At 61.2% G+C, this 21,601-nt stretch carries 24 protein-coding genes; 8 read left to right on the top strand and 16 right to left on the bottom strand.

Annotation, left to right across the window (positions count from 1 at the left end):
* Nucleotides 1-3: 3 nt before the first annotated feature.
* The 8 genes from nrdE to cyoA form a co-directional block, all read right to left on the bottom strand.
* Complete coding sequence (gene nrdE / locus K7H91_RS20350; protein ID WP_269066405.1) at nt 4-2,193, bottom strand: class 1b ribonucleoside-diphosphate reductase subunit alpha; 2,190 nt, start codon at nt 2,191-2,193, stop codon at nt 4-6.
* 2 nt (nt 2,194-2,195) lie between these two features.
* Nucleotides 2,196-2,597 carry a class Ib ribonucleoside-diphosphate reductase assembly flavoprotein NrdI gene (nrdI, locus tag K7H91_RS20345; RefSeq protein ID WP_230722036.1) on the bottom strand — a complete coding sequence of 134 codons (402 nt, stop codon included), beginning with the start codon at nt 2,595-2,597 and terminating at the stop codon, nt 2,196-2,198.
* A 130-nt stretch (nt 2,598-2,727) separates the two neighbouring features.
* On the bottom strand, nt 2,728-2,949 hold the full coding sequence (gene nrdH / locus K7H91_RS20340; RefSeq protein ID WP_018065714.1) for a glutaredoxin-like protein NrdH: 222 nt from the start codon (nt 2,947-2,949) through the stop codon (nt 2,728-2,730).
* A gap of 690 nt (nt 2,950-3,639) precedes the next feature.
* Nucleotides 3,640-4,371 (bottom strand): SURF1 family protein, encoded by a 732-nt coding sequence (locus K7H91_RS20335; protein ID WP_230722035.1) that lies wholly within the window; start codon nt 4,369-4,371, stop codon nt 3,640-3,642.
* A gap of 123 nt (nt 4,372-4,494) precedes the next feature.
* Nucleotides 4,495-4,941: a cytochrome o ubiquinol oxidase subunit IV gene (cyoD, locus tag K7H91_RS20330; RefSeq protein ID WP_230722034.1), complete on the bottom strand. Its 447-nt coding sequence runs from the start codon at nt 4,939-4,941 to the stop codon at nt 4,495-4,497.
* Nucleotides 4,938-5,555 (bottom strand): cytochrome o ubiquinol oxidase subunit III, encoded by a 618-nt coding sequence (cyoC, locus tag K7H91_RS20325; protein WP_230722033.1) that lies wholly within the window; start codon nt 5,553-5,555, stop codon nt 4,938-4,940. Before cyoC ends, cyoD begins: the two co-directional genes overlap by 4 nt.
* A complete protein-coding gene (cyoB, locus tag K7H91_RS20320; protein WP_230722032.1) occupies nt 5,552-7,534 on the bottom strand; it encodes a cytochrome o ubiquinol oxidase subunit I in 1,983 nt (660 codons plus the stop codon). Before cyoB ends, cyoC begins: the two co-directional genes overlap by 4 nt.
* Nucleotides 7,534-8,640 carry a ubiquinol oxidase subunit II gene (gene cyoA / locus K7H91_RS20315; RefSeq protein WP_230722031.1) on the bottom strand — a complete coding sequence of 369 codons (1,107 nt, stop codon included), beginning with the start codon at nt 8,638-8,640 and terminating at the stop codon, nt 7,534-7,536. Before cyoA ends, cyoB begins: the two co-directional genes overlap by 1 nt.
* Nucleotides 8,641-9,155: 515 nt before the next feature.
* Here cyoA and K7H91_RS20310 point away from each other — a divergent pair.
* Entirely contained in the window at nt 9,156-9,560 is a 405-nt protein-coding gene (locus tag K7H91_RS20310) for a hypothetical protein (protein WP_230722030.1), read from the top strand.
* A 195-nt stretch (nt 9,561-9,755) separates the two neighbouring features.
* Here the strand turns inward: K7H91_RS20310 and K7H91_RS20305 are convergent, their stop codons facing one another.
* Nucleotides 9,756-10,817 (bottom strand): aldo/keto reductase, encoded by a 1,062-nt coding sequence (locus K7H91_RS20305; RefSeq protein ID WP_230722029.1) that lies wholly within the window; start codon nt 10,815-10,817, stop codon nt 9,756-9,758.
* Between the two features lie 131 nt (nt 10,818-10,948).
* Nucleotides 10,949-11,857: a LysR family transcriptional regulator gene (locus K7H91_RS20300; protein WP_230722028.1), complete on the bottom strand. Its 909-nt coding sequence runs from the start codon at nt 11,855-11,857 to the stop codon at nt 10,949-10,951.
* Between the two features lie 115 nt (nt 11,858-11,972).
* On the opposite strand from K7H91_RS20300, the gene K7H91_RS20295 reads away from it, so the two are divergent.
* Nucleotides 11,973-12,608, top strand: coding sequence for a class I SAM-dependent methyltransferase (locus K7H91_RS20295; RefSeq protein WP_230722027.1), 636 nt, complete (start codon nt 11,973-11,975; stop codon nt 12,606-12,608).
* A 177-nt stretch (nt 12,609-12,785) separates the two neighbouring features.
* On the opposite strand, the gene hslU is transcribed toward K7H91_RS20295, so the two are convergent.
* From hslU to K7H91_RS20270, 5 genes are all read right to left on the bottom strand, one after another.
* Nucleotides 12,786-14,087, bottom strand: a complete 1,302-nt coding sequence (gene hslU, locus K7H91_RS20290; protein WP_230722026.1) for an ATP-dependent protease ATPase subunit HslU — start codon at nt 14,085-14,087, stop codon at nt 12,786-12,788.
* A gap of 13 nt (nt 14,088-14,100) precedes the next feature.
* A complete protein-coding gene (locus tag K7H91_RS20285) occupies nt 14,101-14,604 on the bottom strand; it encodes a GNAT family N-acetyltransferase (protein WP_230722025.1) in 504 nt (167 codons plus the stop codon).
* Nucleotides 14,594-15,154 carry an ATP-dependent protease subunit HslV gene (gene hslV, locus K7H91_RS20280; protein WP_230722024.1) on the bottom strand — a complete coding sequence of 187 codons (561 nt, stop codon included), beginning with the start codon at nt 15,152-15,154 and terminating at the stop codon, nt 14,594-14,596. Before hslV ends, K7H91_RS20285 begins: the two co-directional genes overlap by 11 nt.
* A gap of 82 nt (nt 15,155-15,236) precedes the next feature.
* Nucleotides 15,237-15,665, bottom strand: coding sequence for a DMT family transporter (locus K7H91_RS20275; protein ID WP_230722023.1), 429 nt, complete (start codon nt 15,663-15,665; stop codon nt 15,237-15,239).
* Complete coding sequence (locus K7H91_RS20270) at nt 15,662-16,141, bottom strand: DMT family transporter (RefSeq protein WP_230722080.1); 480 nt, start codon at nt 16,139-16,141, stop codon at nt 15,662-15,664. Before K7H91_RS20270 ends, K7H91_RS20275 begins: the two co-directional genes overlap by 4 nt.
* A gap of 142 nt (nt 16,142-16,283) precedes the next feature.
* Here K7H91_RS20270 and hisB point away from each other — a divergent pair, with 142 nt between their 5' ends.
* Genes hisB through hisA form a run of 3 tightly spaced genes read left to right on the top strand, consistent with a single transcriptional unit; the run spans nt 16,284 to nt 18,324 of the window.
* Nucleotides 16,284-16,892, top strand: a complete 609-nt coding sequence (gene hisB / locus K7H91_RS20265) for an imidazoleglycerol-phosphate dehydratase HisB (protein WP_230722022.1) — start codon at nt 16,284-16,286, stop codon at nt 16,890-16,892.
* A 30-nt stretch (nt 16,893-16,922) separates the two neighbouring features.
* Nucleotides 16,923-17,579 carry an imidazole glycerol phosphate synthase subunit HisH gene (hisH, locus tag K7H91_RS20260; RefSeq protein ID WP_230722021.1) on the top strand — a complete coding sequence of 219 codons (657 nt, stop codon included), beginning with the start codon at nt 16,923-16,925 and terminating at the stop codon, nt 17,577-17,579.
* Between the two features lie 16 nt (nt 17,580-17,595).
* Nucleotides 17,596-18,324, top strand: a complete 729-nt coding sequence (gene hisA, locus K7H91_RS20255) for a 1-(5-phosphoribosyl)-5-[(5-phosphoribosylamino)methylideneamino]imidazole-4-carboxamide isomerase (protein ID WP_230722020.1) — start codon at nt 17,596-17,598, stop codon at nt 18,322-18,324.
* 146 nt (nt 18,325-18,470) lie between these two features.
* On the opposite strand, the gene K7H91_RS20250 is transcribed toward hisA, so the two are convergent.
* Nucleotides 18,471-19,211 carry a DUF3800 domain-containing protein gene (locus K7H91_RS20250; protein WP_230722019.1) on the bottom strand — a complete coding sequence of 247 codons (741 nt, stop codon included), beginning with the start codon at nt 19,209-19,211 and terminating at the stop codon, nt 18,471-18,473.
* A 94-nt stretch (nt 19,212-19,305) separates the two neighbouring features.
* Here K7H91_RS20250 and hisF point away from each other — a divergent pair, with 94 nt between their 5' ends.
* From hisF to coaA, 3 genes are read left to right on the top strand one after another with little or no spacing between them, the layout of a single operon-like run.
* Nucleotides 19,306-20,088, top strand: coding sequence for an imidazole glycerol phosphate synthase subunit HisF (hisF, locus tag K7H91_RS20245; RefSeq protein WP_230722018.1), 783 nt, complete (start codon nt 19,306-19,308; stop codon nt 20,086-20,088).
* Between the two features lie 16 nt (nt 20,089-20,104).
* Nucleotides 20,105-20,428, top strand: coding sequence for a phosphoribosyl-ATP diphosphatase (locus K7H91_RS20240; RefSeq protein ID WP_230722017.1), 324 nt, complete (start codon nt 20,105-20,107; stop codon nt 20,426-20,428).
* A complete protein-coding gene (coaA, locus tag K7H91_RS20235) occupies nt 20,425-21,417 on the top strand; it encodes a type I pantothenate kinase (RefSeq protein WP_230722016.1) in 993 nt (330 codons plus the stop codon). Before K7H91_RS20240 ends, coaA begins: the two co-directional genes overlap by 4 nt.
* Nucleotides 21,418-21,601 lie beyond the last annotated feature (184 nt).

The raw sequence follows: 21,601 nt of genomic DNA, 5'->3' as shown, positions 1-21,601 counted from the left end.
GCATTACAGGCTGCACGAAACACAGCCTTCGACCTCGGTGCCCGAAAGCGCCATCTGCCGAAGACGGATGTAGTAAATGGTCTTGATGCCCTTCTTCCAGGCGTAGATCTGCGCCTTGTTGACATCACGCGTGGTGGCGGTGTCGCGGAAGAACAGCGTCAGCGACAGGCCCTGGTCGACATGCTGGGTCGCCGCCGCATAGGTGTCGATGATCTTCTCCGGCCCGATTTCATAGGCGTCCTGGTAATATTCCAGATTGTCATTGTCCATGAACGGCGCCGGATAATAGACGCGGCCGATCTTGCCTTCCTTGCGGATCTCGATCTTGGAGACGATCGGATGGATCGAGGCGGTGGCATTGTTGATGTAGGAGATCGAACCCGTCGGCGGCACGGCCTGGAGATTGCGGTTATAGAGACCGCCCTTCATCACCGCGTCCTTCAGCTCAAGCCAGTCTTCCTGCGTCGGCAGGTCGATCCCGGCCTTTTCGAACAGGTCGCGCACGCGCTCGGTCGCCGGCGCCCATTCAGCTTCCGTATATTTGTCGAAATATTCGCCGCTGGCATATTTCGACTTTTCGAAATCCGCGAAGGAAACGCCGCGCTCGACGGCGATGCGGTTCGAGGCCTTCAGCGCGTGATAGGTCACGGCATAGAAATACATGTTGGTGAAGTCGACGCCTTCTTCCGAGCCGTAGAAGATGCGCTCGCGGGCGAGATAGCCGTGCAGGTTCATCTGGCCAAGGCCGATCGCGTGGCTCTCGTCATTGCCCTTCTCGACGGACGGGACGGAGGAGATGTGGCTCATGTCGGACACGGCCGTCAGCGCGCGGATCGCGGTATCGACGGTGCGGCCGAAATCAGCCGAATCCATCGCCATGGCGATGTTCATCGAGCCGAGATTGCAGGAAATGTCCTTGCCCATATGCTTGTAGGACAGGTCCTCGTCGAATTCGCTGGCTTCCGAGACCTGCAGGATTTCCGAGCAGAGATTGCTCATCGAGATCCGGCCGGCGACCGGGTTGGCGCGGTTGGCGGTATCCTCGAACAGGATATAGGGATAGCCGCTTTCGAACTGCAGCTCGGCCAGCGTCTGGAAGAAGGCGCGGGCATTGATCTTCTTCTTGCGGATTTCCGGGTTGTCGACCATCTCGCGGTAATGCTCGGTGATCGAGACCTCGGTCATCGCCTTGCCGTAGACGCGCTCGACGTCATAGGGCGAGAACAGATACATGTCCTCGTTGTTCTTGGCGAGTTCGAAGGTGATGTCGGGGATCACCACGCCGAGCGACAGCGTCTTGATGCGAATCTTCTCGTCCGCATTTTCGCGCTTGGTGTCGAGGAAGCGCATGATGTCCGGGTGGTGGGCGTTCAGATAGACCGCGCCCGCGCCCTGGCGCGCGCCGAGCTGGTTGGCATAGGAGAAGCTGTCTTCGAGCAGCTTCATCACCGGGATGACGCCGGAGGACTGGTTCTCGATCTTCTTGATCGGCGCGCCATGCTCGCGGATATTCGTCAGCGACAGCGCCACGCCGCCGCCGCGCTTGGAAAGCTGCAACGCCGAATTGATCGAGCGACCGATACTCTCCATATTGTCTTCGATGCGTAGCAGGAAGCAGGAGACCAGTTCGCCGCGGCTCTTCTTGCCGGCGTTGAGGAAGGTCGGGGTCGCGGGCTGGAAACGGCCGGCGATGATTTCATCGACGAGCGCGGTCGCAAGCGCCTCGTCGCCCTTGGCAAGCGCGAGCGCGACCATGCAGACGCGGTCTTCATAGCGCTCCAGATAGCGTTTGCCGTCAAACGTCTTCAGTGTATAGGCGGTGTAATATTTGAAGGCGCCCAGGAAGGTCTGGAACCGGAACTTCTTGTCGAAGGCATGGTCCCAGAGATCGCGCACGAAATTGAACGAATACTGGTCGAGCACTTCCTGCTCGTAATAGCCCTCGTCCACCAGATAATCGAGCTTTTCCCGAAGATTATGGAAAAACACCGTGTTCTGGTTGACGTGCTGCAGGAAATACTGCTTCGCCGCCAGCCGGTCCTTGTCGAACTGGATGTGCCCGTTCTCGTCATAGAGATTGAGCATCGCGTTCAGGGCATGATAGTCCAGCGTCGCGGGCTTCGCCTTGGCGGCGCCCTTTTCCGCGACCTTCTCGGTGCCCTGCACGGTTTCTTCCTCGGCGCTTGTGGCCATCCTCAATTCTGCCGTTTCCAAAACTCTTCCAGCCCCTGTCTGACGTTGTTGACATCCTCTTCCGTGCCGAGAAGCTCGAAACGATAGAGGTACGGTATCTTGCATTTTGCCGCGATGATATCGCCGGCAATGCCGTATGTATTTCCGAAATTCGTGTTTCCGGAGGCGATGACGCCGCGAACCAGCGCCCTGTTCTCCGGATCGTTGAGGAACTGGATGACCGGTTTCGGCACCGCTCCCCTGCCGTCCCCGCCGGCATAGGTGGGAACGACCAGCACATAGGGCTCGTCCACCTTTTTCGTGTCGCCCTGAGGGCCGAGACGCTTTGCCGGAAGGCCTGTCTTGGTCACGAAACGATGGGTGTTGCCCGTAGCGCTGGAATAATAGACGAGCATGCCCGTCATCCTCTTATCCTCTTCACCAACACGGCGCGCCCGTCTGACGCGCCGTCTGATCGCTCAGGCGCCCGCCGCATGGATGCGGCGCAACGCCTTCTTCAGGCTTCGCCGGCTTATCAGCCGGCGGCATTCATGGTCAGGCAAGTGCGCCGATCATGTCCGGACGGAAGCCCGACCAGTGCTGTTCGCCAGCGACGACGACCGGGACCTGCCGATAGCCCATGCCAACGACCTGATCATAGGCATCGTTGTCCACCGACACATCAACCACTTCATAGTCGAGGCCCTTGCGCTCCAGCGCGCGGGTCGTTGCATTGCACTGCACGCAAGCCGGTTTGGAATAGACAGTGATCTTCATCGTTATCCTCGCATAATCATTTTCTTCAAAAAGCGCCGCCGGGCGAACCCTCGGCGCTTCCCGCGCATCTGGCGAGGCTGGCAACCAACACGGCATAGCCTCGTCCCGGACCCATGGCCGGCTTCCGCCTGATCAAAACGTCGGCGGTTGCAAACGGCCGCCGCCGCCATTTCTCAACAGACATCTCGAACACATTGACCGGACTGGCATTTTGGCTCTCCGGAAGCCGGCAGAAATCGCGCTGTCCACGAGGAACACCAATCCGACATATGCCTATGGAGACTCAAAAAACCTGAGAACCGGACGCCGCTGACGTGTCAGCATTGATTCGATAGACTCACCATAACACAATATCTGCGAACTGGAATGCCTGAACCAACCATATATAGTGTTTCGTGGACCTGTTTTCCACATTCAGGGTTAACGCATTGTGACAGGGAAAAAATACAGGCCGGAACGGGCGAACAGTGCTGATGCAGCATGTGCCGGCCCGGCGAATCGGTCTTGGGAAATTGCCGATGACCGTGAAGATGACCCCTCGCCACCGGCAACGGCTACCAACCGAGAGTTGAACCGTCATGCACGCGGGATTTCTTTCGCGCTTTCCACAGGGGACAAAAAAGCAGGGGATGACCGAAACTTCAGGCCGGCAAGAACACGGCCACAGGACAAGCCTTTGAGAAGCCAGCCCTATTCGTCGTCGGGCGACGATGGTCGCCGTTCATAGCGCAGCACGAAGACATAGAGCCCGAGCGTGCCGAGCGCCATCGCAAACCATGTCAGCGCATAGCTCAGATGTGCATTGCGGAACGAGACCACGGTCAGGCCGCCGATCGGCAGCTTGCCCGTCGGGCCGCTCGCTTCGGCATCGATGAAATAGGGCGCGAACGGCACCAGGCCGCGGGTGCCCATGATCGAGGCGACATCGCGGCGATACCATTTGCCATCGGCCGGATCGTTGGAGCGTGAAAACAGCCAGCCCATGCTCTCCGACATGCGCAGCAACCCCGCGACCGTGACCTCGCCCTCGGGGGCGCGATAATTGGCGGGATTGTCCTGCCTGCCCTCCGGCACAAAACCGCGATTGATCAGCACATAGCTGCCGTCATCGCGCAGAAGCGGCGTCATTACGAAATAGCCGGCGCCGAGCTGGGTCGGATAGTAGATCAGCGTCTGCGCCGCCTCGATATAGCGCCCGGTGACGCTGACATGGCGATAGGCATCGTCTTCGCGCGTCACCGTCTCGCCTACCCCCGGCGCGGGCACCGCCGGCGCCTCAACGCGGGCATCGACGGCGGCGATCAGATCGCGCTTCCATTGCAGGCGATAGACCTGCCAGATGCCGAGCGCCGTGAAGCCGGCAAACAGGATTGCGGCGATAACGGCGATCAGAACCAGTTTTTTTCGAGAGATCGAAGCCATGAGCGGGAAAACCTTTCGCGCGCCGGAGGCCGGGAGCGCTGACAAAGCATGTCGGCTTCAACTGCGGACCGGGCGATCCGTCCGGCCCCTTTGGCGGGGCCGGAAAGAGGCTTGAAAAGCCGGTTACTGCTGGCCCTGCACGATGATATTGCCGGTGACGCCGGCATCGCGCAATTGCTGGGCAATCTCGGGCGTGGCGCAGACGATGGTGCCGTCGTCGAGATAGGTGAACCCGCTTTCCGGCAGCGGCATCATGTATTTGTTCATGTTGTGCATGACCCAGAGCGAGCCAGCCAGCACGATCAGAAGCAGGATCAGCGCCAGCAGCGAGGACGCCATGGTCCAGCCCTGTTCCTGATTGGTGCTGAGCAGCAGGAAATAGCGCAGATGCACCAGAATCTGGGCCGCGGCGCAGATCATCACCACCGTCAGCAGGAAGGCCTTGCTGGAGATTGCGTCCGCCATCACCAGCCCGAAGGGAATGATGGTCAGCACCGCCGCCAGCACGAAGCCGGTCATCAGCCCCTTGAAGCTGCCATGGCCGTGGGAAGTGTGTTCAGCGCTGCTCATAGGATCGCTCCGGTAAGATAGACCAGCGAAAAGACGCCGATCCAGATCAGGTCGAGGAAGTGCCAGAACATCGAAAGCGTTGAGACGCGGCGGCGCATCGGCTCGTTCAAGCCACGCTTCGAAACCTGGAAAAGCAGGACGATCAGCCAGATCGTGCCGAAGGTCACATGCAGGCCGTGGGTGCCGACCAGCGTGAAATAGGCCGACAGGAAGGCCGAACGGTCCGGCGTCGCGCCTTCGGAAATCAGGTCGTGGAACTCGTAGACTTCCATCGCCAGAAAGCCGACGGCAAACAGGCCAGCGACGATCAGCCACTTCATCACGCCGGCCTTGTCGCCCTTGTCCATGCGCAGCATGCCCATGCCGAAAGTGACCGAGGAGAACAACAGCAGCGCCGTTTCCACCAGCGCGAACCACAGATGGAACAGATCGTTCGGCGCCGGCCCGCCCGCATAGGAGCGGCCGAGCACGGCATAGGTCGCGAACAACGTGCCGAAGATCAGGCAGTCGCTCATCAGGTAGATCCAGAAGCCAAGCTGCGTCGGACTATCGTGATGGGCGTGGTCGTCGTGATGCGCGCTCGTATCGGCGCCCGTATCAGCGATCGTCGTCATACAAGTGCCTCCTTGGCCTTTTCCTGGTCGCGGGCGACCTGTTCGGCCGGAATGTAGTAATCACGGTCGAAATCGAAGGTATGGTAGATGATCGAGCCGACAGCCAGCACGAAGCTCAGCACCACCAGCCACCACATGTGCCAGACCAGCGCGAAGCCGAGCGCGAGGCAGAAGAAGGCGGGCACGATACCGGCCCAGGTATTCTTCGGCATGTGGATCGGCTTGTACTCCGTCGGCCACTGGAAGCCTTCCTTCTTCATCCGCCACCAGGCATCACGACCGGTCACCACGAAATCGGCAGGGAAGTTGTAGGGCGCAACCGGAGACGTGGTCGCCCATTCCAGCGTACGGCCGTTCCACGGATCGGGACCACATTTCAGCGCATCGCGGTTCTTGATGGATACGACGAGCTGGATCACGGTGGAGGCGATGCCGCAGCCGATCAGCAGCATGCCGATGCAGGCGATGATGAAGTAAATCTGCCAGCCGGCATCGGTGTAGCTCTGCAGCCGGCGGGTGACGCCCATCAGGCCGAGCACGTAGAGCGGCATGAAGGCGACGTAGAAGCCGATGCACCAGAACCAGAACGAGCGGCGGCCCCATTTGTCGTCGAGCTTGAAGCCGAACACTTTCGGCCACCAGTACTGGTAGCCCGCCATCAGCCCGAAGACCACGCCGCCGATGATGACGTTGTGGAAGTGGGCAATCAGGAACAGCGAGTTGTGGAGCTGGAAATCCGCCGGCGGAACCGCCAGCATCACGCCGGTCATGCCGCCGATGGTGAAGGTGATCAGGAAGCCCACCGTCCAGTACATCGGGGTCTCGAACCGGATCCGCCCGCGATACATGGTGAACAGCCAGTTGAAGATCTTCGCCCCCGTCGGCACCGCGATGATCATCGTCGAAATGCCAAAGAAGGTGTTCACGCTGGCGCCGGAACCCATGGTGAAGAAGTGGTGCAGCCAGACGACGAAGGACAGAACCAGAATGCAGGCCGTGGCGTAGACCATGGTGCGGTAGCCGAACAGCGGCTTGCCCGAGAAGGTCGCGACCACTTCGGAGAAGATGCCGAAACAGGGCAGGATCAGGATATAGACTTCCGGATGGCCCCAGATCCAGATCAGGTTCACATACATCATGGGATTGCCGCCCATGTCGTTGGTGAAGAAGTGCATGCCGAGATAGCGGTCAAGCGCCAGCATGGCGAGCGTTGCCGTCAGCACCGGGAAGGCGGCGACGATCAGCACGTTGGCGGCAAGCGTGGTCCAGGCGAACACCGGCATGCGCATCATCGTCATGCCCGGCGCGCGCATCTTCAGGATGGTCGCGACCATGTTGACGCCCGATAGCGTCGTTCCTATCCCCGCTATCTGTAGCGACCATATGTAATAGTCGACCCCCACATCGGGCGAGTATGCGATCCCCGAAAGCGGCGGCATGGCGAGCCAGCCGGTGCGACCGAGAAGGCCGATGAACAGCGACACGTTGAGCAGGATGGCGCCCGAAACTGTCATCCAGAACGAGAAGTTATTGAGCCACGGGAAGGCGACGTCGCGCGCGCCGATCTGCAGCGGCATCGCGATATTCATCACGCCGACCAGGAAGGCCATGGCGAAGAAGAAGATCATGACCGTGCCGTGGGCGGTGAAGATCTGGTCGAAATGGTGCGGCGGCAGATAGCCCTGCGCGCCGCCGGCGGCAATCGCCTGCTGGGTGCGCATCATGAAGGCGTCGGTGAAGCCGCGGAACAGCATGACCAGCGCCAGCACGATATACATCACGCCGATCTTCTTGTGGTCGACCGAGGTGAACCACTCGCTCCACAGATAGCCCCATTTGCGATGGTAGGTGATCAGGCCGAATACCGTCAGAAAGGCAATCACCACGGCGGCGAAGGTCACATCCAGGATCAGGACATTATAGGGAATGTCGGCCCAGGTGAGCTTGCCGAAAATGAAGTTCCAGAAATCAGATCTCATTACTGCCTCGCGGATTCGGATGCGTTCGGCGCATTGTCGCCGCCGGCCAGGTTTGTGACCGTCTGGTCAGGGTTCTTGACGTTGACCGGGCCCTTGGTCGGCTCGTCCGGATTGGCGTGGAGCGTCTCTTCGAAGGCGTGCTGGTCGAAGCCCTCGCCGGGCGCGAATTCGTCATAGACATAGGAATCCTTGGTTTCGATCCCCTTCAGTCCGCCGCCGCCCATCATGTCCTGCATCATCATGTCGCCGATGCAGACCTTGCCCGGCTCGACGCACAGGCCGACGATCTTGTCGAACAGGTTGTCGGCGACGCCGTTGTAATAGGACACGCTGTCGGCAACGGTCGGTTTCGCCAGCGTCTGGTAGGCATCGACCGTAAGTTCGGAACCGGAGGTCTTGACCGTGCTCACCCAGTTGTCGAACTCGTCCTCGGATACGGCGAAGGTCTCGAAATCCATATGGGCATAGCCGGGACCGGAATAATTGGCCGAGCGGCCGTAATATTTGCCGGCGTCGTCAGCCACCAGATGCAGCTTGGTCTCCATGCCGGCCATGGTGTAGATCATGCCGGCGAGCGCGGGGACCGAAAACGTGTTCATCACCGATGATGAGGTCAGCCGCAGGTTCACCGCCCTGTCGGTCGGCAACACGAGCTGGTTGACCACGGCGATGTTTTCTTCCGGATAGATGAACAGCCACTTCCAGTCGAGCGAGACCGCCTCGATCTCCAGCGGTTCGCCGGCGATATGGTCGAGCGGCTTGTAGGGGTCGAGACGGTGGGTATAGACCCAGGTCAGCGCGCCGAGCGCGATGATGATCATCACCGGAACGCCCCAGATGAAGGCCTCGAACAGGTTGGAATGCTCGAATTCCGGATCGTAATCATCCGTGGCCTTGCGCGAATCGCGATAGCGCCACGGAATGTAGACCGCCATGACCAGCACCGGAACGATGATGACCATCATCAGCACGGTGGAGGCGATCAGCAGGTCGCGCTCTTCATTGGCGACCCAGCCTGCGGGGTCGAGAAGGATCAGCTGACAGCCCGAAAGAGCGAGCACAAGCGGCAGCAGCAATGCCGGTTTTATTAGCTTGGAAAGGTTCACAATCGTTTCATTCTCTGCCAAACGCCCGGGTTTCGCGGAAAAACGCGGGCCTTGTTTTCGATGACGTGTCTGCAGCCTGCCGGCCCCTGGTCCCCGCGACACCGGTGCGGCACAGACATTCCCGTTGAGACCGCCCGTCCTTCAAGGGCCGGGCGCACATGCGGCAGCTAGTAACCCAATTTCGTCAAAAATAAACCGCTTTCGTGCTGTGGCATTTTGGCACAAGGGTGCCGACCCGTCACCTGTACCCCCGATTTTTTCGCCCGCATTGCGTGAAAATTGCCACGTCGCAAGGCGGCGGCTCACCCCGCGCGGCAGATTGTCACGTCTCGCCCCACCCTTCCAAGCGAAAATTTCACGCCGCCGGCCGCGATGCGATTGCAGGGAACCGTCGGGGCTGCCCGGCCGTTGATTCTCGAAACAACACTTTTCGCAGTTGCGGTACCGGAAACTTTCATGCGACAATACGACACATGTGACAAATTGCGCATGACCGTTTCGAGGAGGAAACGACTATGACCGGCCTATTTTTCTTTCCCTATGTGACGAGCGCCGTGGGCGTTCTGCTCGGCGTCTACTGGACCAACGAAGCCCGCGAATATAACCGCCTCGATTATATCCTGCGCGCCTGCTTCATCTTCGTCATCAATATCGTGATCTCGTTCCTTCTGGAATTCGCCTTCCCGATGGAAACCGTGACAAGCTCGGGCATCGCGCTGTCGACCGCCTATTTCCTGGGCCTTTCGATCTACGCCGTGGTGCCGGGCCTTGCCTTCGGCCGCTTCACCGCGTTCCGCGCCCGCAACATGGGCCTCGACAAATCGGCGGCCTACTGGTCGGCGATCCCGTTCGTGTTCATCTATTTCATGCTGGTCGCCCACAAGAGCGAACGTCACAAGCAGACTCCCACCCACGCCTGATTGGCGTAGGATGGAGGAGGAAATTGAAAAGCCCCGGTGTGTTGCCGGGGCTTTTTTGGTTGCGAAATTTTTTCCGTTTCGGAGATCGCGGCTTTTCGGTCCGGTCTTATCCGACCGTGTCGACCTCCTTCTCACGACGGCCGAACAACATCACGCCGCGATCAAGAACGCTCTGAAAACGCTGAGCGTCCCGCCTCACTTCCCTTCGAGATAAGGCCCAATCAGCGCCAGATCGGCTTCGCCGAGGCGTTCGCTGGCCGAATTGCGCTGGTGCCAGTAGGGGTATTGCAGCCAGGGCTGGCTGACGGCGTCGAGGCGGCTACGTTCCTCGTCGGAAAGCGTAAGGTCGGCGGAGGCGAGGTTGTCGCGGAACTGTTCTTCCGTGCGTCCGCCGATGATCACCGAGGTCACGCCCTTGCGGCCAAGCGTCCAGGCCAGCGCCACCTGGGCCGCCGAAACGCCGCGGGCATCGGCGATCTCCACCAGCGTATCGATGATGGTCCACAGCCGCTCCTCGTCGCGGATCGGCGGCTCGGTCCAGCCGGCGAACTGGCGGGTGCCCTCCGGCGCCTTGCGGTCGCGGCGATGCTTGCCGGACAGAAGACCGCCGGCGATCGGGCTCCAGACCAGAATGCCGAGCCCCTGATCCACGCTGATCGGCACCAGCTCATTCTCGGCGTCGCGGCTTTCGAGCGTGTAGTGGATCTGCTGGCTGACGAAGCGCTGGCGGTGCTCGCGTTCGGCAATCCCGAGCGCCTTCATGATATGCCATCCGGAGAAATTCGAGCAGCCGACATAGCGAACCTTGCCGTGGCGCACCAGCGTGTCGAGCGCCTCCATGGTTTCCTCCAGTGGCGTCATCCCGTCCCATTCATGGACCTGGTAGAGGTCGATGACATCGGTCTTCAGGCGCTTCAGGCTGGCCTCGCAGGCGGCGATCAGGTGGTGGCGGGAAAGGCCGGCATCATTCGGCCCGTCGCCCATGGCAAAGCGCGCCTTGGTCGCGATCATCATCTTGTCGCGGCGCGGCTTGTCCATGATCTCGCCGATGATTTCCTCGCACACGCCTTGCGAATAGGCGTCCGCCGTATCCATCAGGTTGACGCCGGCATCGAGGCAGATATCGACGAGGCGTCTTGCGTCGTCGGCGCCGAGATCGCCCACCGTCTTCGCCCAGCCGACCCCGCCAAAGGTCATGGTGCCCATGGTGATGGTCGAGATTTTCAGGCCCGAACGGCCGAGCTGGCGATATTCCATGATGTTCCTCCGGAATGTCTTTTCGGATGTTTGAAAGGTGGCGTCGCCACGCGCGACACAACAATGAGAGTGGCCTCATCGTAAGCAGCGGCCGAAGTGAAATCAATTCCCGCGGAGAAATCCGCCCGGCGCTACCGGTCGGCCTCAGCCGAAAGCGCGCCAAGACGGTCGGCGATGATATCGAAGACCACCCGGATACGCCGGCTCGAATGCAGTTCGCGGTGGGTGACCAGCCAGATCGGCACCGTGATCGGCCGGAACGTCGGAAAAACCTCTTCCAGCTCGGGAAAGAGCCCGGCATCTTCCCGCATCATCAGACCGATGCCGAGCCCCGCGCGCATCAGCTCCATCACCAGCGTTCCGCTCTCGGTGATCACCGGAAAGTTGTTGGCCGTCAGGTCGATCCCGGCCTCGGCATAGAGCGGCAGCAGCTGCTCGCGATACTCGAAGCCGATGAAATCGGCGGTCTGCAGCTTCTCGATGGTGACCGGTCGCCCCAGCCGGTCGAGATAGGCGCTCGAGGCATACATGACGGCGAAGGAAACACCGACATGTCGGGCGATCAGTTCCGCCTCGGTCGGCCGGGCGTGGCGTATGGCGATATCGGCCTCGCGGCGGATGAGGTCGCTCAGATGGTTCGATGTCTTGATTTCGAGCGCGATGCCGGGCGCCTCGCGCCGCACGGCCTCCACGATCGCGGGCAGGTGGTAGGTCGCCATCGCATCGGTGGCGGCGATCCGCACCAGCCCCTCGACGGCCTGTGAATGGCCGGACGCGACGAGCGAAATCCTGTTGGCGGCGCCCGTCATGGCACGCGCCTCGGCAAGAAGCTGAAGGCCCGCCGCCGTCAGAGTCATCGACCGGGTGCCGCGTTCGAACAGGATGACGCCGAGACTTTCCTCCAGACCCGCCACCTGACGGCTCAGCGTGGGCTGGGTCAGCTTCAGGGCCCGCGCCGCAGCCGAAAGCGAGCCTTCCTCGGCCGTGGCGAGAAAGGCGCGCACCTGGTTCCAGTCATAGGTCACGGCATTCCATTTCATCGATATGCGTATAACAGCTCTAGGAATTTAGGCAATTCCCGCATAGGCTGAAACGCAATAGAAGCTGCCCCGACATCAATAGGCAGGGTAGAGCGAAAGCAGCGGGGATAGTGCGATGCCGGTTTCCAAGGCGAAAACCAAACGTTTCTGGGACAAGATAGCGGAAAAATATGCGAAGGATCCGATCGCCGACGAGGCGTCCTACCGGACCAAGCTCAACGTCACGCGTGACTATCTGGGGCCACAGATGCGGGTGCTCGAATTCGGCTGCGGCACCGGCACGACCGCGCTTTACCACGCCCCGGCCGTGGCGGAGATCGACGCCTTCGACATTTCCGACGCCATGATCGCGATTGCCCGCAAGAAGGCGGAGGAGCAGGGGATCGCCAATGTCCGGTTCCAGCAGGGCGATATCGACGCGCTTGAAAGCAGCGCCGGCCTCTACGATGTCGTCATGGCGCATTCGATCCTGCACCTTCTGGAAGACCGCAAGAGCGTCATCGCCAAGGTTCACGCGATGCTGAAGCCCGGCGGCGTCTTCATTTCGTCGACCGCCTGTCTCGGCGACTTCTCCTTCTATATCAGGGCGGCGATCCCGCTCATGCAGATGGTCGGCAAGGCGCCCCATGTCGGCATGTTCACCGAAGATGAACTCGTCGCGGAGATGGAAGCAGCCGGCTTTGCCATCGCCCACCGATGGTGCCCCGGCAAGAACAAGGCGGCCTTCCTCATTGCACGGAAGGCGGAATAGAAAGGTTCTGTACCCGGTCGGACAGAGTCCACCTTGAACCGCGATCGTAGCTCAAGTCTCCCTCGGGCTTGACCCGAGGGTCCAGACAACGCTCTCCGTGCGGCCTGGATGCCCGGGTCGAGCCCGAGCATCACGCATGAGAGGGCTGGCACGGCCCCGCTACGGGTCTCGGCGCGCCTACAGAATATACCGCGACAGGTCGGTATCCTGGGCCATGTCGCCGACATGCTTGCGGACGTAGTCGCTGTCGATGGTCAGCGCCTGACCGGACTGGTCGGGGGCGGTGAAGGAGATTTCGTCCAGCACCCGCTCCATCACCGTCTGCAGCCGCCGCGCGCCGATATTTTCGACGGTGGCGTTGAGATGCACCGCCACATCTGCGAGCGAATCGATCGCGTCCTCGGTGAAGTCGAGCGAGACTTCCTCGGTTCCCATTAGCGCCTTGTACTGGCGGATCAGGCTCGCCTCGGTTTCCGTCAGGATGCGACGGAAATCCTCCTTGGTCAGCGCCTGCAACTCGACGCGGATCGGCAGGCGGCCCTGAAGCTCCGGCAAGAGGTCGGAGGGCTTCGACACATGGAACGCGCCGGACGCGATGAACAGGATATGGTCGGTCTTGATCGGGCCGTATTTGGTGGCAACCGTCGTGCCTTCCACCAGCGGCAACAGGTCGCGCTGCACGCCCTCGCGGGAGACGCCCGCGCCCATGCGGCCGTCACCGGCGGCAATCTTGTCGATCTCGTCCAGAAACACGATGCCATCTTCCTGCACCAGGCGCACGGCCTCACGCTGGATTACTTCGTCATCGAGCAGCTTGTCGGACTCGTCGCGGACTAGGTCGTCATGGGAGGCCTTGACCGTGGTGCGGACCTTCTTGGTCTTCTGCTGCTTGCCGAACATTTCGGAAAGGTTCAGCACGCCGATATTGGCGCCGGGCATGCCCGGGATTTCGAAGCCTCCCATGCCGGAGCCGGTATCGTTGATCTCGATGTCGATTTCCTTGTCATCGAGTTCGCCGGCGCGCAGTTTTTTACGGAAACTGTCGCGGGTCGCGGGCGAGGCGGTCTTGCCGACCAGCGCGTCGAGCACGCGCTCCTCGGCATTGGCATGGGCCTTGGCCTGCACTTCCTGGCGCTTCTTCTCGCGCACCAGAACAAGGCCGATTTCGACGAGGTCGCGGATAATCTGCTCGACATCGCGGCCGACATAGCCGACCTCGGTGAACTTGGTGGCCTCGATCTTGATAAAGGGCGCGCCGGCGAGTTTGGCGAGGCGACGCGAGATCTCGGTCTTGCCGACGCCGGTCGGGCCGATCATCAGGATGTTCTTCGGCATCACCTCGTCGCGCAGGTCGTCGGGAAGCTGCTGGCGGCGCCAGCGGTTGCGAAGCGCAATCGCGACGGCGCGCTTGGCGTCGTGCTGGCCGATGATGTGGCGGTCGAGCTCGGAAACGATCTCGCGGGGGGAAAAATTGGTCATCTGTCACTGCTCCTCAAGGATCGCGGGCCATCAGCAGCGCCGGACCGCTTGTCATGCTGAAAGTTCCAAGCCGGACGAAGCCGGCCTTCTCGTAAGCGCGGATCGCCGCGCCGTTGTCTGGATGCGGATCGACGAGCACGCGGCTTGCGCCATTTGCCAGAGCCCGCTCCGCCATGGCGGCAACCAGCCGTGTACCAAGGCCCTTACCGATCATCTCCGCCGGGCCGATGAACTGGTCGACGCCGAACGTGCCCATGGGCTGGCTCGCCAGCGCCGGCTCTTTTTCGCGCTCATGATCGAGATCGCAAAGCTGGATATAGCCGAACGGCGCATCGTCCAGCAGCACCACGAAGGGAGACACCGTCGGATCATCGATATGGGAGCGCATCTGCTCGACCTGTTTTTCCGCACGGTGCCACCAAGCGGCGACATGCGGTTCGGCAAGCCAGCGGGCCATCATATCGAGGTCATCCTCGACAAGCGGGCGGAAACCTATGACGCCGTCACTATGCGGCATCCAGCGTTTCCACGATGATGTTGCCATTGGTGTAGACGCAGATCTGCGAGGCGATCTCCATGGCCCGGCGGGCGACGTCTTCGGCGGGCTTGTCGCCGTCCATCAGCGCGAGTGCCGCCGAAAGCGCGTAATTGCCGCCCGACCCGATCGCCATGACGCCCTGCTCGGGTTCCAGCACATCGCCATTGCCGGTGACGGCAAGCGTGATGTCCTTGTCGGCCACCAGCATCATCGCTTCCAGATTGCGCAGATATTTGTCGGTGCGCCAGTCCTTGGCAAGCTCGACGCAGGCGCGCATCAACTGGTCGGGATATTGCTCCAGCTTGCGCTCCAGCCGTTCCAGCAGCGTAAAGGCATCGGCGGTCGCACCAGCGAAACCGGCGATCACATTGCCGTTCTTGCCGATGCGGCGCACCTTGCGGGCATTGCCCTTCATCACCGTCTGGCCGAGCGAGACCTGGCCGTCGCCGGCCATCACCACCTTGCCGTCCTTACGCACGGTGATGATCGTCGTCGCATGCATGGTGCCGAAGGGATTGTGTTCGCTCATGATCAAAAACCTCAATTGCGGCCCATCGGGACGGGCCTTTCCGGCTCCCTATGTAGGCAGCCATGCCACATTTGCAATCCGCTCAGGCTCTCGGACGGGCCTGCGCCAGAAGAATGCCGACCAGAATAAGCGCGAGGCCGGAGAACCGCAGCACCGGCGAGGCCGTCACCCCCTCCGCCATATCCATGGCCGCGCCGGCGATCATCTGGCCGCCGATGATCAGCACCGCCGTATTGACCGCGCCGATCTTCGGGATCACCCACGAGCCGGCGGCGACGAAGATGACGCCAAGCGGTCCGCCGAGCCAGGCATAGGGCGGGATATCGGCAAGCGATGATGGCCACAGCCCGCCGAGCGCAAGCAGAACCGCGCTCATGACGGCGAAGCCGACCAGATGGTTGTAGAAGGACGACGTCATCGGCGAGGTCGACAGGCTGAGCCGCCCGTTGACCTGCCGGCTGAGGATCACCAGAACCCCGGTGACGATGGCATAGATGATCGCCGCGATCATGCCGTGGCCCCCGCCATGATGACCAGCAGGCCGCCGGCCAGAATCAGCGCCACCACGATCACGTCACGCCGGTCGAGCCTGCGCGCCGGCAGGCCGAAAAAGCCCCAGTAATCCGCGGCCAGCGAAAACAGCACCTGGCTGGCAAGCCCGATCGCAATCGCGCCGGAAAGCGCCAGCGGCGAGTTGACGGCAAGTGCGGCGCACACCACGGTTGCCGCGCCGAACACGCCGCCGAGATAAGCCCACCACGGTATGGCAGGCTTCGCCTCGGCCGCGCCTGCCCGCTTCCTGAGACCGAGAAGCCCGAGCAGCGCGATCGACACCACCGTGCCGGTGGCATGGGCCGTCCACGAGGCGAACATCGCATTGCTGTGAAAGCTCATGACCGCGTTCAGATGGGTCATCAACGCCAGCACGCAGCCAGATGCGAAGGCGGCGAGGAAATAAAGCAAGGCGGGGCGTTGGGCGGCGGGCATCGGAAGGGCTTTCAACACGGATCGACTTCTCCCTTAGCCGAGAATGGGCGCGCGGGAAACACGCCCGCTTTTCTTTTGCGCTTCCCGAGCCTGCCTGATAAGAAACGCCCATTATCCCGTTTCGATGGAGGCATCAGGCATTATGGCCGCTCAGACCGAAGCCCGCCGCGCAGAAATTTCGCGCAAAACCAATGAAACCGCCGTTTCCGTGTCCGTCAATGTCGACGGCACCGGCGAAGCGCGGATTGCGACCGGTATCGGCTTCTTCGACCATATGCTCGACCAGCTTTCCCGCCATTCCCTGATCGACATGACGATCGAGGCCAAGGGCGATCTGCATGTCGACGACCACCACACCGTGGAGGATGTCGGCATCGCCATCGGCCAGGCGCTGGCGAAGGCGCTCGGCAACCGCGCCGGCGTTACCCGCTACGCCTCGATCGATCTCGCCATGGACGAGACCATGACCAAGGCCGCGCTCGACCTTTCCGGCCGGCCGTTCCTGGTCTGGAACGTCACCTTCCCGAGCGAGAAGATCGGCACATTCGATACCGAGCTGATGCGCGAATTCTTCCACGCGCTCGCCCAGAATGCCGGTATCACGCTGCATGTGCTCAACCACTACGGGGCCAACAGCCATCATATCGCCGAGACCTGTTTCAAAGCGGTGGCGCGGGCTTTGCGCGCAGCTGCCGAGATCGATCCCCGTCAGGAAGGCCGCGTGCCGTCCACCAAGGGCATGCTGGCCTGAGCGCCGCGCCATAACACCGGAAATGACACCATGACCCAGACAGTCGCGATCATCGACTATGGTTCGGGAAACCTGCGCTCGGCCACCAAGGCCTTCGAACGCGCCGCCCGCGAAAGCGGCGCGGATGCCGAAATCGTGCTGACAGACAAGGCCGATGTGGTGGCAAGCGCCGACCGCATCGTGCTGCCGGGCGTCGGCGCCTATGCCGATTGCCGCGCCGGCCTTGCAGCCGTTAACGGCATGGTCGAGGCGATCCGCGAGGCGGTGGAGGCGAAGGCCCGCCCCTTCCTCGGCATCTGCGTCGGCATGCAGCTGATGTCGGAGCGCGGGCTGGAGAAGAGCGTCTCCGAAGGCTTCGGCTGGATCGCCGGCGATGTCACCCCGATCACGCCCGCAGACCCCGCGCTCAAGATCCCGCAGATCGGCTGGAACACGCTGACGCTGACGACCCCGCACCCGCTGTTCGACGGCATCGAAACCGGCGAGGACGGCCTCCACGCCTATTTCGTCCACTCCTACCACCTTGCCGCAAAGAGGCCGGAACAGGTGATCGCCACCACCGATTACGGCGGCCCCGTCACCGCCTTCGTCACTGAGGGCAACAAGGCCGGCAGCCAGTTCCACCCGGAAAAGAGCCAGACCCTCGGCCTCAAGCTGATCGCCAATTTTCTGACGTGGGCGCCCTGAATTTTGAGAGAATGAAATGATCCTTTTCCCCGCAATCGACCTGAAAGACGGCCAGTGCGTGCGTCTGAAGCTTGGCGACATGGCGCAGGCGACGATCTATAACCCCGATCCGGGCGCGCAGGCGAAGGCCTTCGAGGATCAGGGGTTTTCGTGGCTGCATGTGGTCGATCTCAACGGCGCGTTCGCCGGCGAGAGCGTGAATGGCGCGGCCGTCGACGCGATCCTGAAGGCCACGAAGAACCCGGTGCAGCTCGGCGGCGGTATCCGCTCACTGGCGCATATCGAGAACTGGCTGTCGAAGGGCCTTGCCCGCGTCATTCTCGGCACCGTGGCGGTGCGCGATCCGGAACTGGTGAAGGCCGCCTGCAAGGCGTTTCCAGGCCAAATCGCCGTCGGCATCGACGCGCGCGGCGGCAAGGTGGCGGTCGAAGGCTGGGCGGAAGCCTCCGAGCTTGAGGTGGTGGAGCTTGCCAGACGCTTCGAGGGCGCGGGCGTCGCCGCGATCATCTACACCGATATCGACCGCGACGGCATTCTGACCGGCATCAACTGGGAGGCCACGCTGGCGCTCGCAGCCGCCGTCGAAATCCCCGTCATCGCCTCCGGCGGCCTCGCCTCGATGGACGACATCGCCCGGATGAGAGAGCCGGACGCCCAGATTCTGGAAGGTGCAATCTCCGGCCGCGCGCTCTATGATGGCCGGATCGATCCGGCGGAGGCACTGGCGCTGCTGAAAGGCCAATGAAACGAATCAGTTAGGCGCTAAATTGTTGAATGCAAACGCTGTTCTTGACAATTCGCCCCCGCGACCTCATATTAAGGTCAAGTGGACCGGGGGATGTTCCCAGTCGGCGTCTGGCTCTGGAGGTTGCTCCGGGGCCTTTCGCTTTTTCAGGGAAAGCTCTTGAGGCCATATCCGCGATACCTTCCCTCTCCGCCTGTGCGAAATTTACGCTCGATAATATCAAAAGCCCTGTTTTGCTGCTCTGGCCGCAGTTCGTGCAACCCGATCGGTCGGGCAATCAGATCGGAGATCTGAAGGCCAGAGGAATTTGCGGTTTTCTCGACAAAGCGAATATCAAAGCAATCCATGACATCGCCGTGATAATTCGACCGGTCGCATATTCTGCGAAATTCAAGTTCCAGCTCTGCATCCTCCTTTTTTCCTCGCTTCTCGAAAACACAATGGGTTAAGTCATTCTCTGAGTGACGGTCAATCATCAGGCGATAAAGGCGCTCCAGACAGAACTTCAGGGCGATTTCGTAAGGGTTGCCGGGGTCCTCGTATCTGCTTTTCAGTCGCGTTTTATCAATAGCGGCCGCAATGACGGTAAATTCGGCCTGATCAATAACCTCGTTCAGATCAGTCATGAAGATCTCTCTGCGATCTCGATTCTGAAGGAACGCGAAAGGCGGTTTCTGCTGCCGCATCTCGCGCTCGTGAAATACCACGGCATCATGGCCAAACCATTTGAACTTGAGCCGCTGAAACGCCGGCACGGTGGCTTCGATATAGGAGGCCTTCTCAAAAACGCAGAAAGCCAGCACGAAAACCGGGTAATTCGGTGAAATGGCCCCAAGATTGTGATCGCCGCTTTCATCGACATAAACAATGTAATCGCTGAACCGCAATTTATTGCCCTTTCCGCTTCAACGTCCTACAAACCATTCTCAATTCTGAACTGCCAGCAAGCCTCAGGCGCTTACTCTTGTAAAGGTACCGGCGATGACCCTCAAAGCCCGCGTCATACCCTGTCTCGACGTCAAGGACGGTCGGGTCGTCAAGGGGGTAAACTTTGTCGATCTGATCGATGCCGGCGATCCGGTGGAGGCGGCGGAAGCCTATGATGCGGCGGGCGCGGATGAGCTCTGCTTTCTCGATATCACCGCCACCTCCGACAATCGCGAGACCATTTTCGACGTTGTGACCCGCACCGCCGAGCATTGCTTCATGCCGCTGACCGTCGGCGGCGGGGTGCGCACGGTGGCCGATATCCGCAAGCTGCTGCTCTGCGGCGCGGACAAGGTGTCGATCAACTCGGCGGCGGTGAAGAACCCGGATTTCGTGGCCGAGGCCGCCGACAAGTTCGGCAATCAGTGCATCGTGGTGTCGATCGATGCCAAGCGGCGCGAAACGCCGGCGGGCGAAGGCGACAGCGCCTGGGAAATCTTCACCCATGGCGGCCGCCAGCCGACCGGCATCGATGCGGTGAAATTTGCGAAGAAGGTCGTCGCTCTCGGCGCCGGCGAGATCATGCTGACGTCAATGGACCGCGACGGCACCAAGGCGGGTTACGACATCGACCTGACCCGCACGCTTGCCGATGCGGTTTCCGTGCCGGTGATCGCGTCGGGCGGCGTCGGCACGCTCGATCATCTGGTGGAAGGCATACGCGATGGCCACGCCACGGCTGTTCTGGCTGCGTCAATTTTTCACTTCGGCACCTATTCCATAGGCGAGGCGAAACAGTATATGGCTGACAGCGGGATTGCCGTCAGGCTCGACTGACGGCAAAGGAGAGGACATGTCAGAATTCACACTTGCCGATCTGGAGGCAATTGTCAGAACCCGCGCCGCGGCTTCGCCCGAGGAAAGCTGGACCGCCAAACTCGTTGCCGGCGGCCAGCGCAAGGCCGCCAAGAAGCTCGGCGAGGAAGCCGTCGAAGCGGTGATCGCGGCGATTGCCCAAGACAGGCAAAATCTTGTTGAGGAAAGCGCCGACGTGCTGTTCCATCTTCTCGTGGTTCTGAAGATCGCCGACATTCCGCTCTCCGACGTCATGGCCGAACTTGCAAGCCGCACCGGCCAGTCGGGCATCGCCGAGAAGGCGGGACGCACGCCCTCATGATCGCCGGTTTCGAGGAAACGCTCGTCGCGGACGGTGATGGTTCCGGCGGCACGGTGTCGCCCTATCGCTTCTTTACCGCCGAGGAATGGTCGCATTTCCGCGCCGATACGCCGCTGACGCTGACGGCCGAGGAGGTGCACAAGCTTCGCTCGCTGAACGACCCGATCGATCTGGAAGAGGTGCGGCGCATCTACCTGTCGCTGTCGCGATTGCTGTCCAGCCATGTCGAATCCTCGCAGATGCTGTTCCGCCAGCGCGGCCGGTTCCTCAATTTCGGCGAGGCGGACGCGAAAACGCCCTTCATCATCGGCATCGCCGGCCCGGTCGCGGTCGGCAAGTCGACCACGGCGCGCCTGTTGAAGCAGCTTCTCGCCCGATGGCCATCGAGCCCCAAGGTCGACCTCGTCACCACCGACGGCTTTCTCTATCCCAATGCCGTCTTGGAGATGGAAGGGCTGATGCGCCGCAAGGGCTTTCCCGAAAGCTTCGACACCGCCGCGATCCTGCGCTTCCTTTCGGCGATCAAGGCCGGCATGCCGAATGTGAAGGCGCCGCTCTATTCGCATCTGAGCTATGACGTCCTGCCCGACGGCTTCGTCACCGTCGACCGCCCCGATATCCTGATCTTCGAGGGCATCAATGTGCTGCAGGCCCGCGACCTGCCGGCTGGTGGCCGGATGGTGCCGATGGTGTCGGATTTCTTCGACTTCTCGATCTATATCGACGCCAGCACTGACCTGATCCATCACTGGTATGTCGAGCGCTTCATGAAGCTGCGCCAGACCGCCTTCCGCGACCCGGCCTCCTACTTTCATCGCTATGCGCGGCTGACCGAGGAGGACGCGCTGTCGACGGCGGAGGATCTCTGGAACAACATCAACATGAAGAACCTCATCGACAACATCCTGCCAACCCGCCCGCGCGCCGATCTGATCCTGCGCAAGGGCCGCGATCATCTGGTGGAAACGGTCGCGCTGAGAAAGCTCTGAGCGCGACCGCGAATTAGCGGACAAACCCCTGGATGCGCTGGTCAGCACCTTCGTTGGCGCACCTCACAGGGGTCATGCTCGGACTTGATCCGAGCATCCAAGCGGCTTAAGCCATTGAATTTCAGAAACTATTGCGAACCCTTGCCGCGTTGCCTGGATCCTCGTGTCAAGCACGAGGATTGTT

Origin of the sequence: Martelella mediterranea (assembly GCF_021021415.1) — a bacterium.
Taxonomy (GTDB): Bacteria; Pseudomonadota; Alphaproteobacteria; order Rhizobiales; family Rhizobiaceae; genus Martelella; species Martelella mediterranea_C.
The sequence above is the reverse complement of the archived record's forward strand: the minus strand, read 5'-3'. Positions and strand labels throughout refer to the sequence as shown.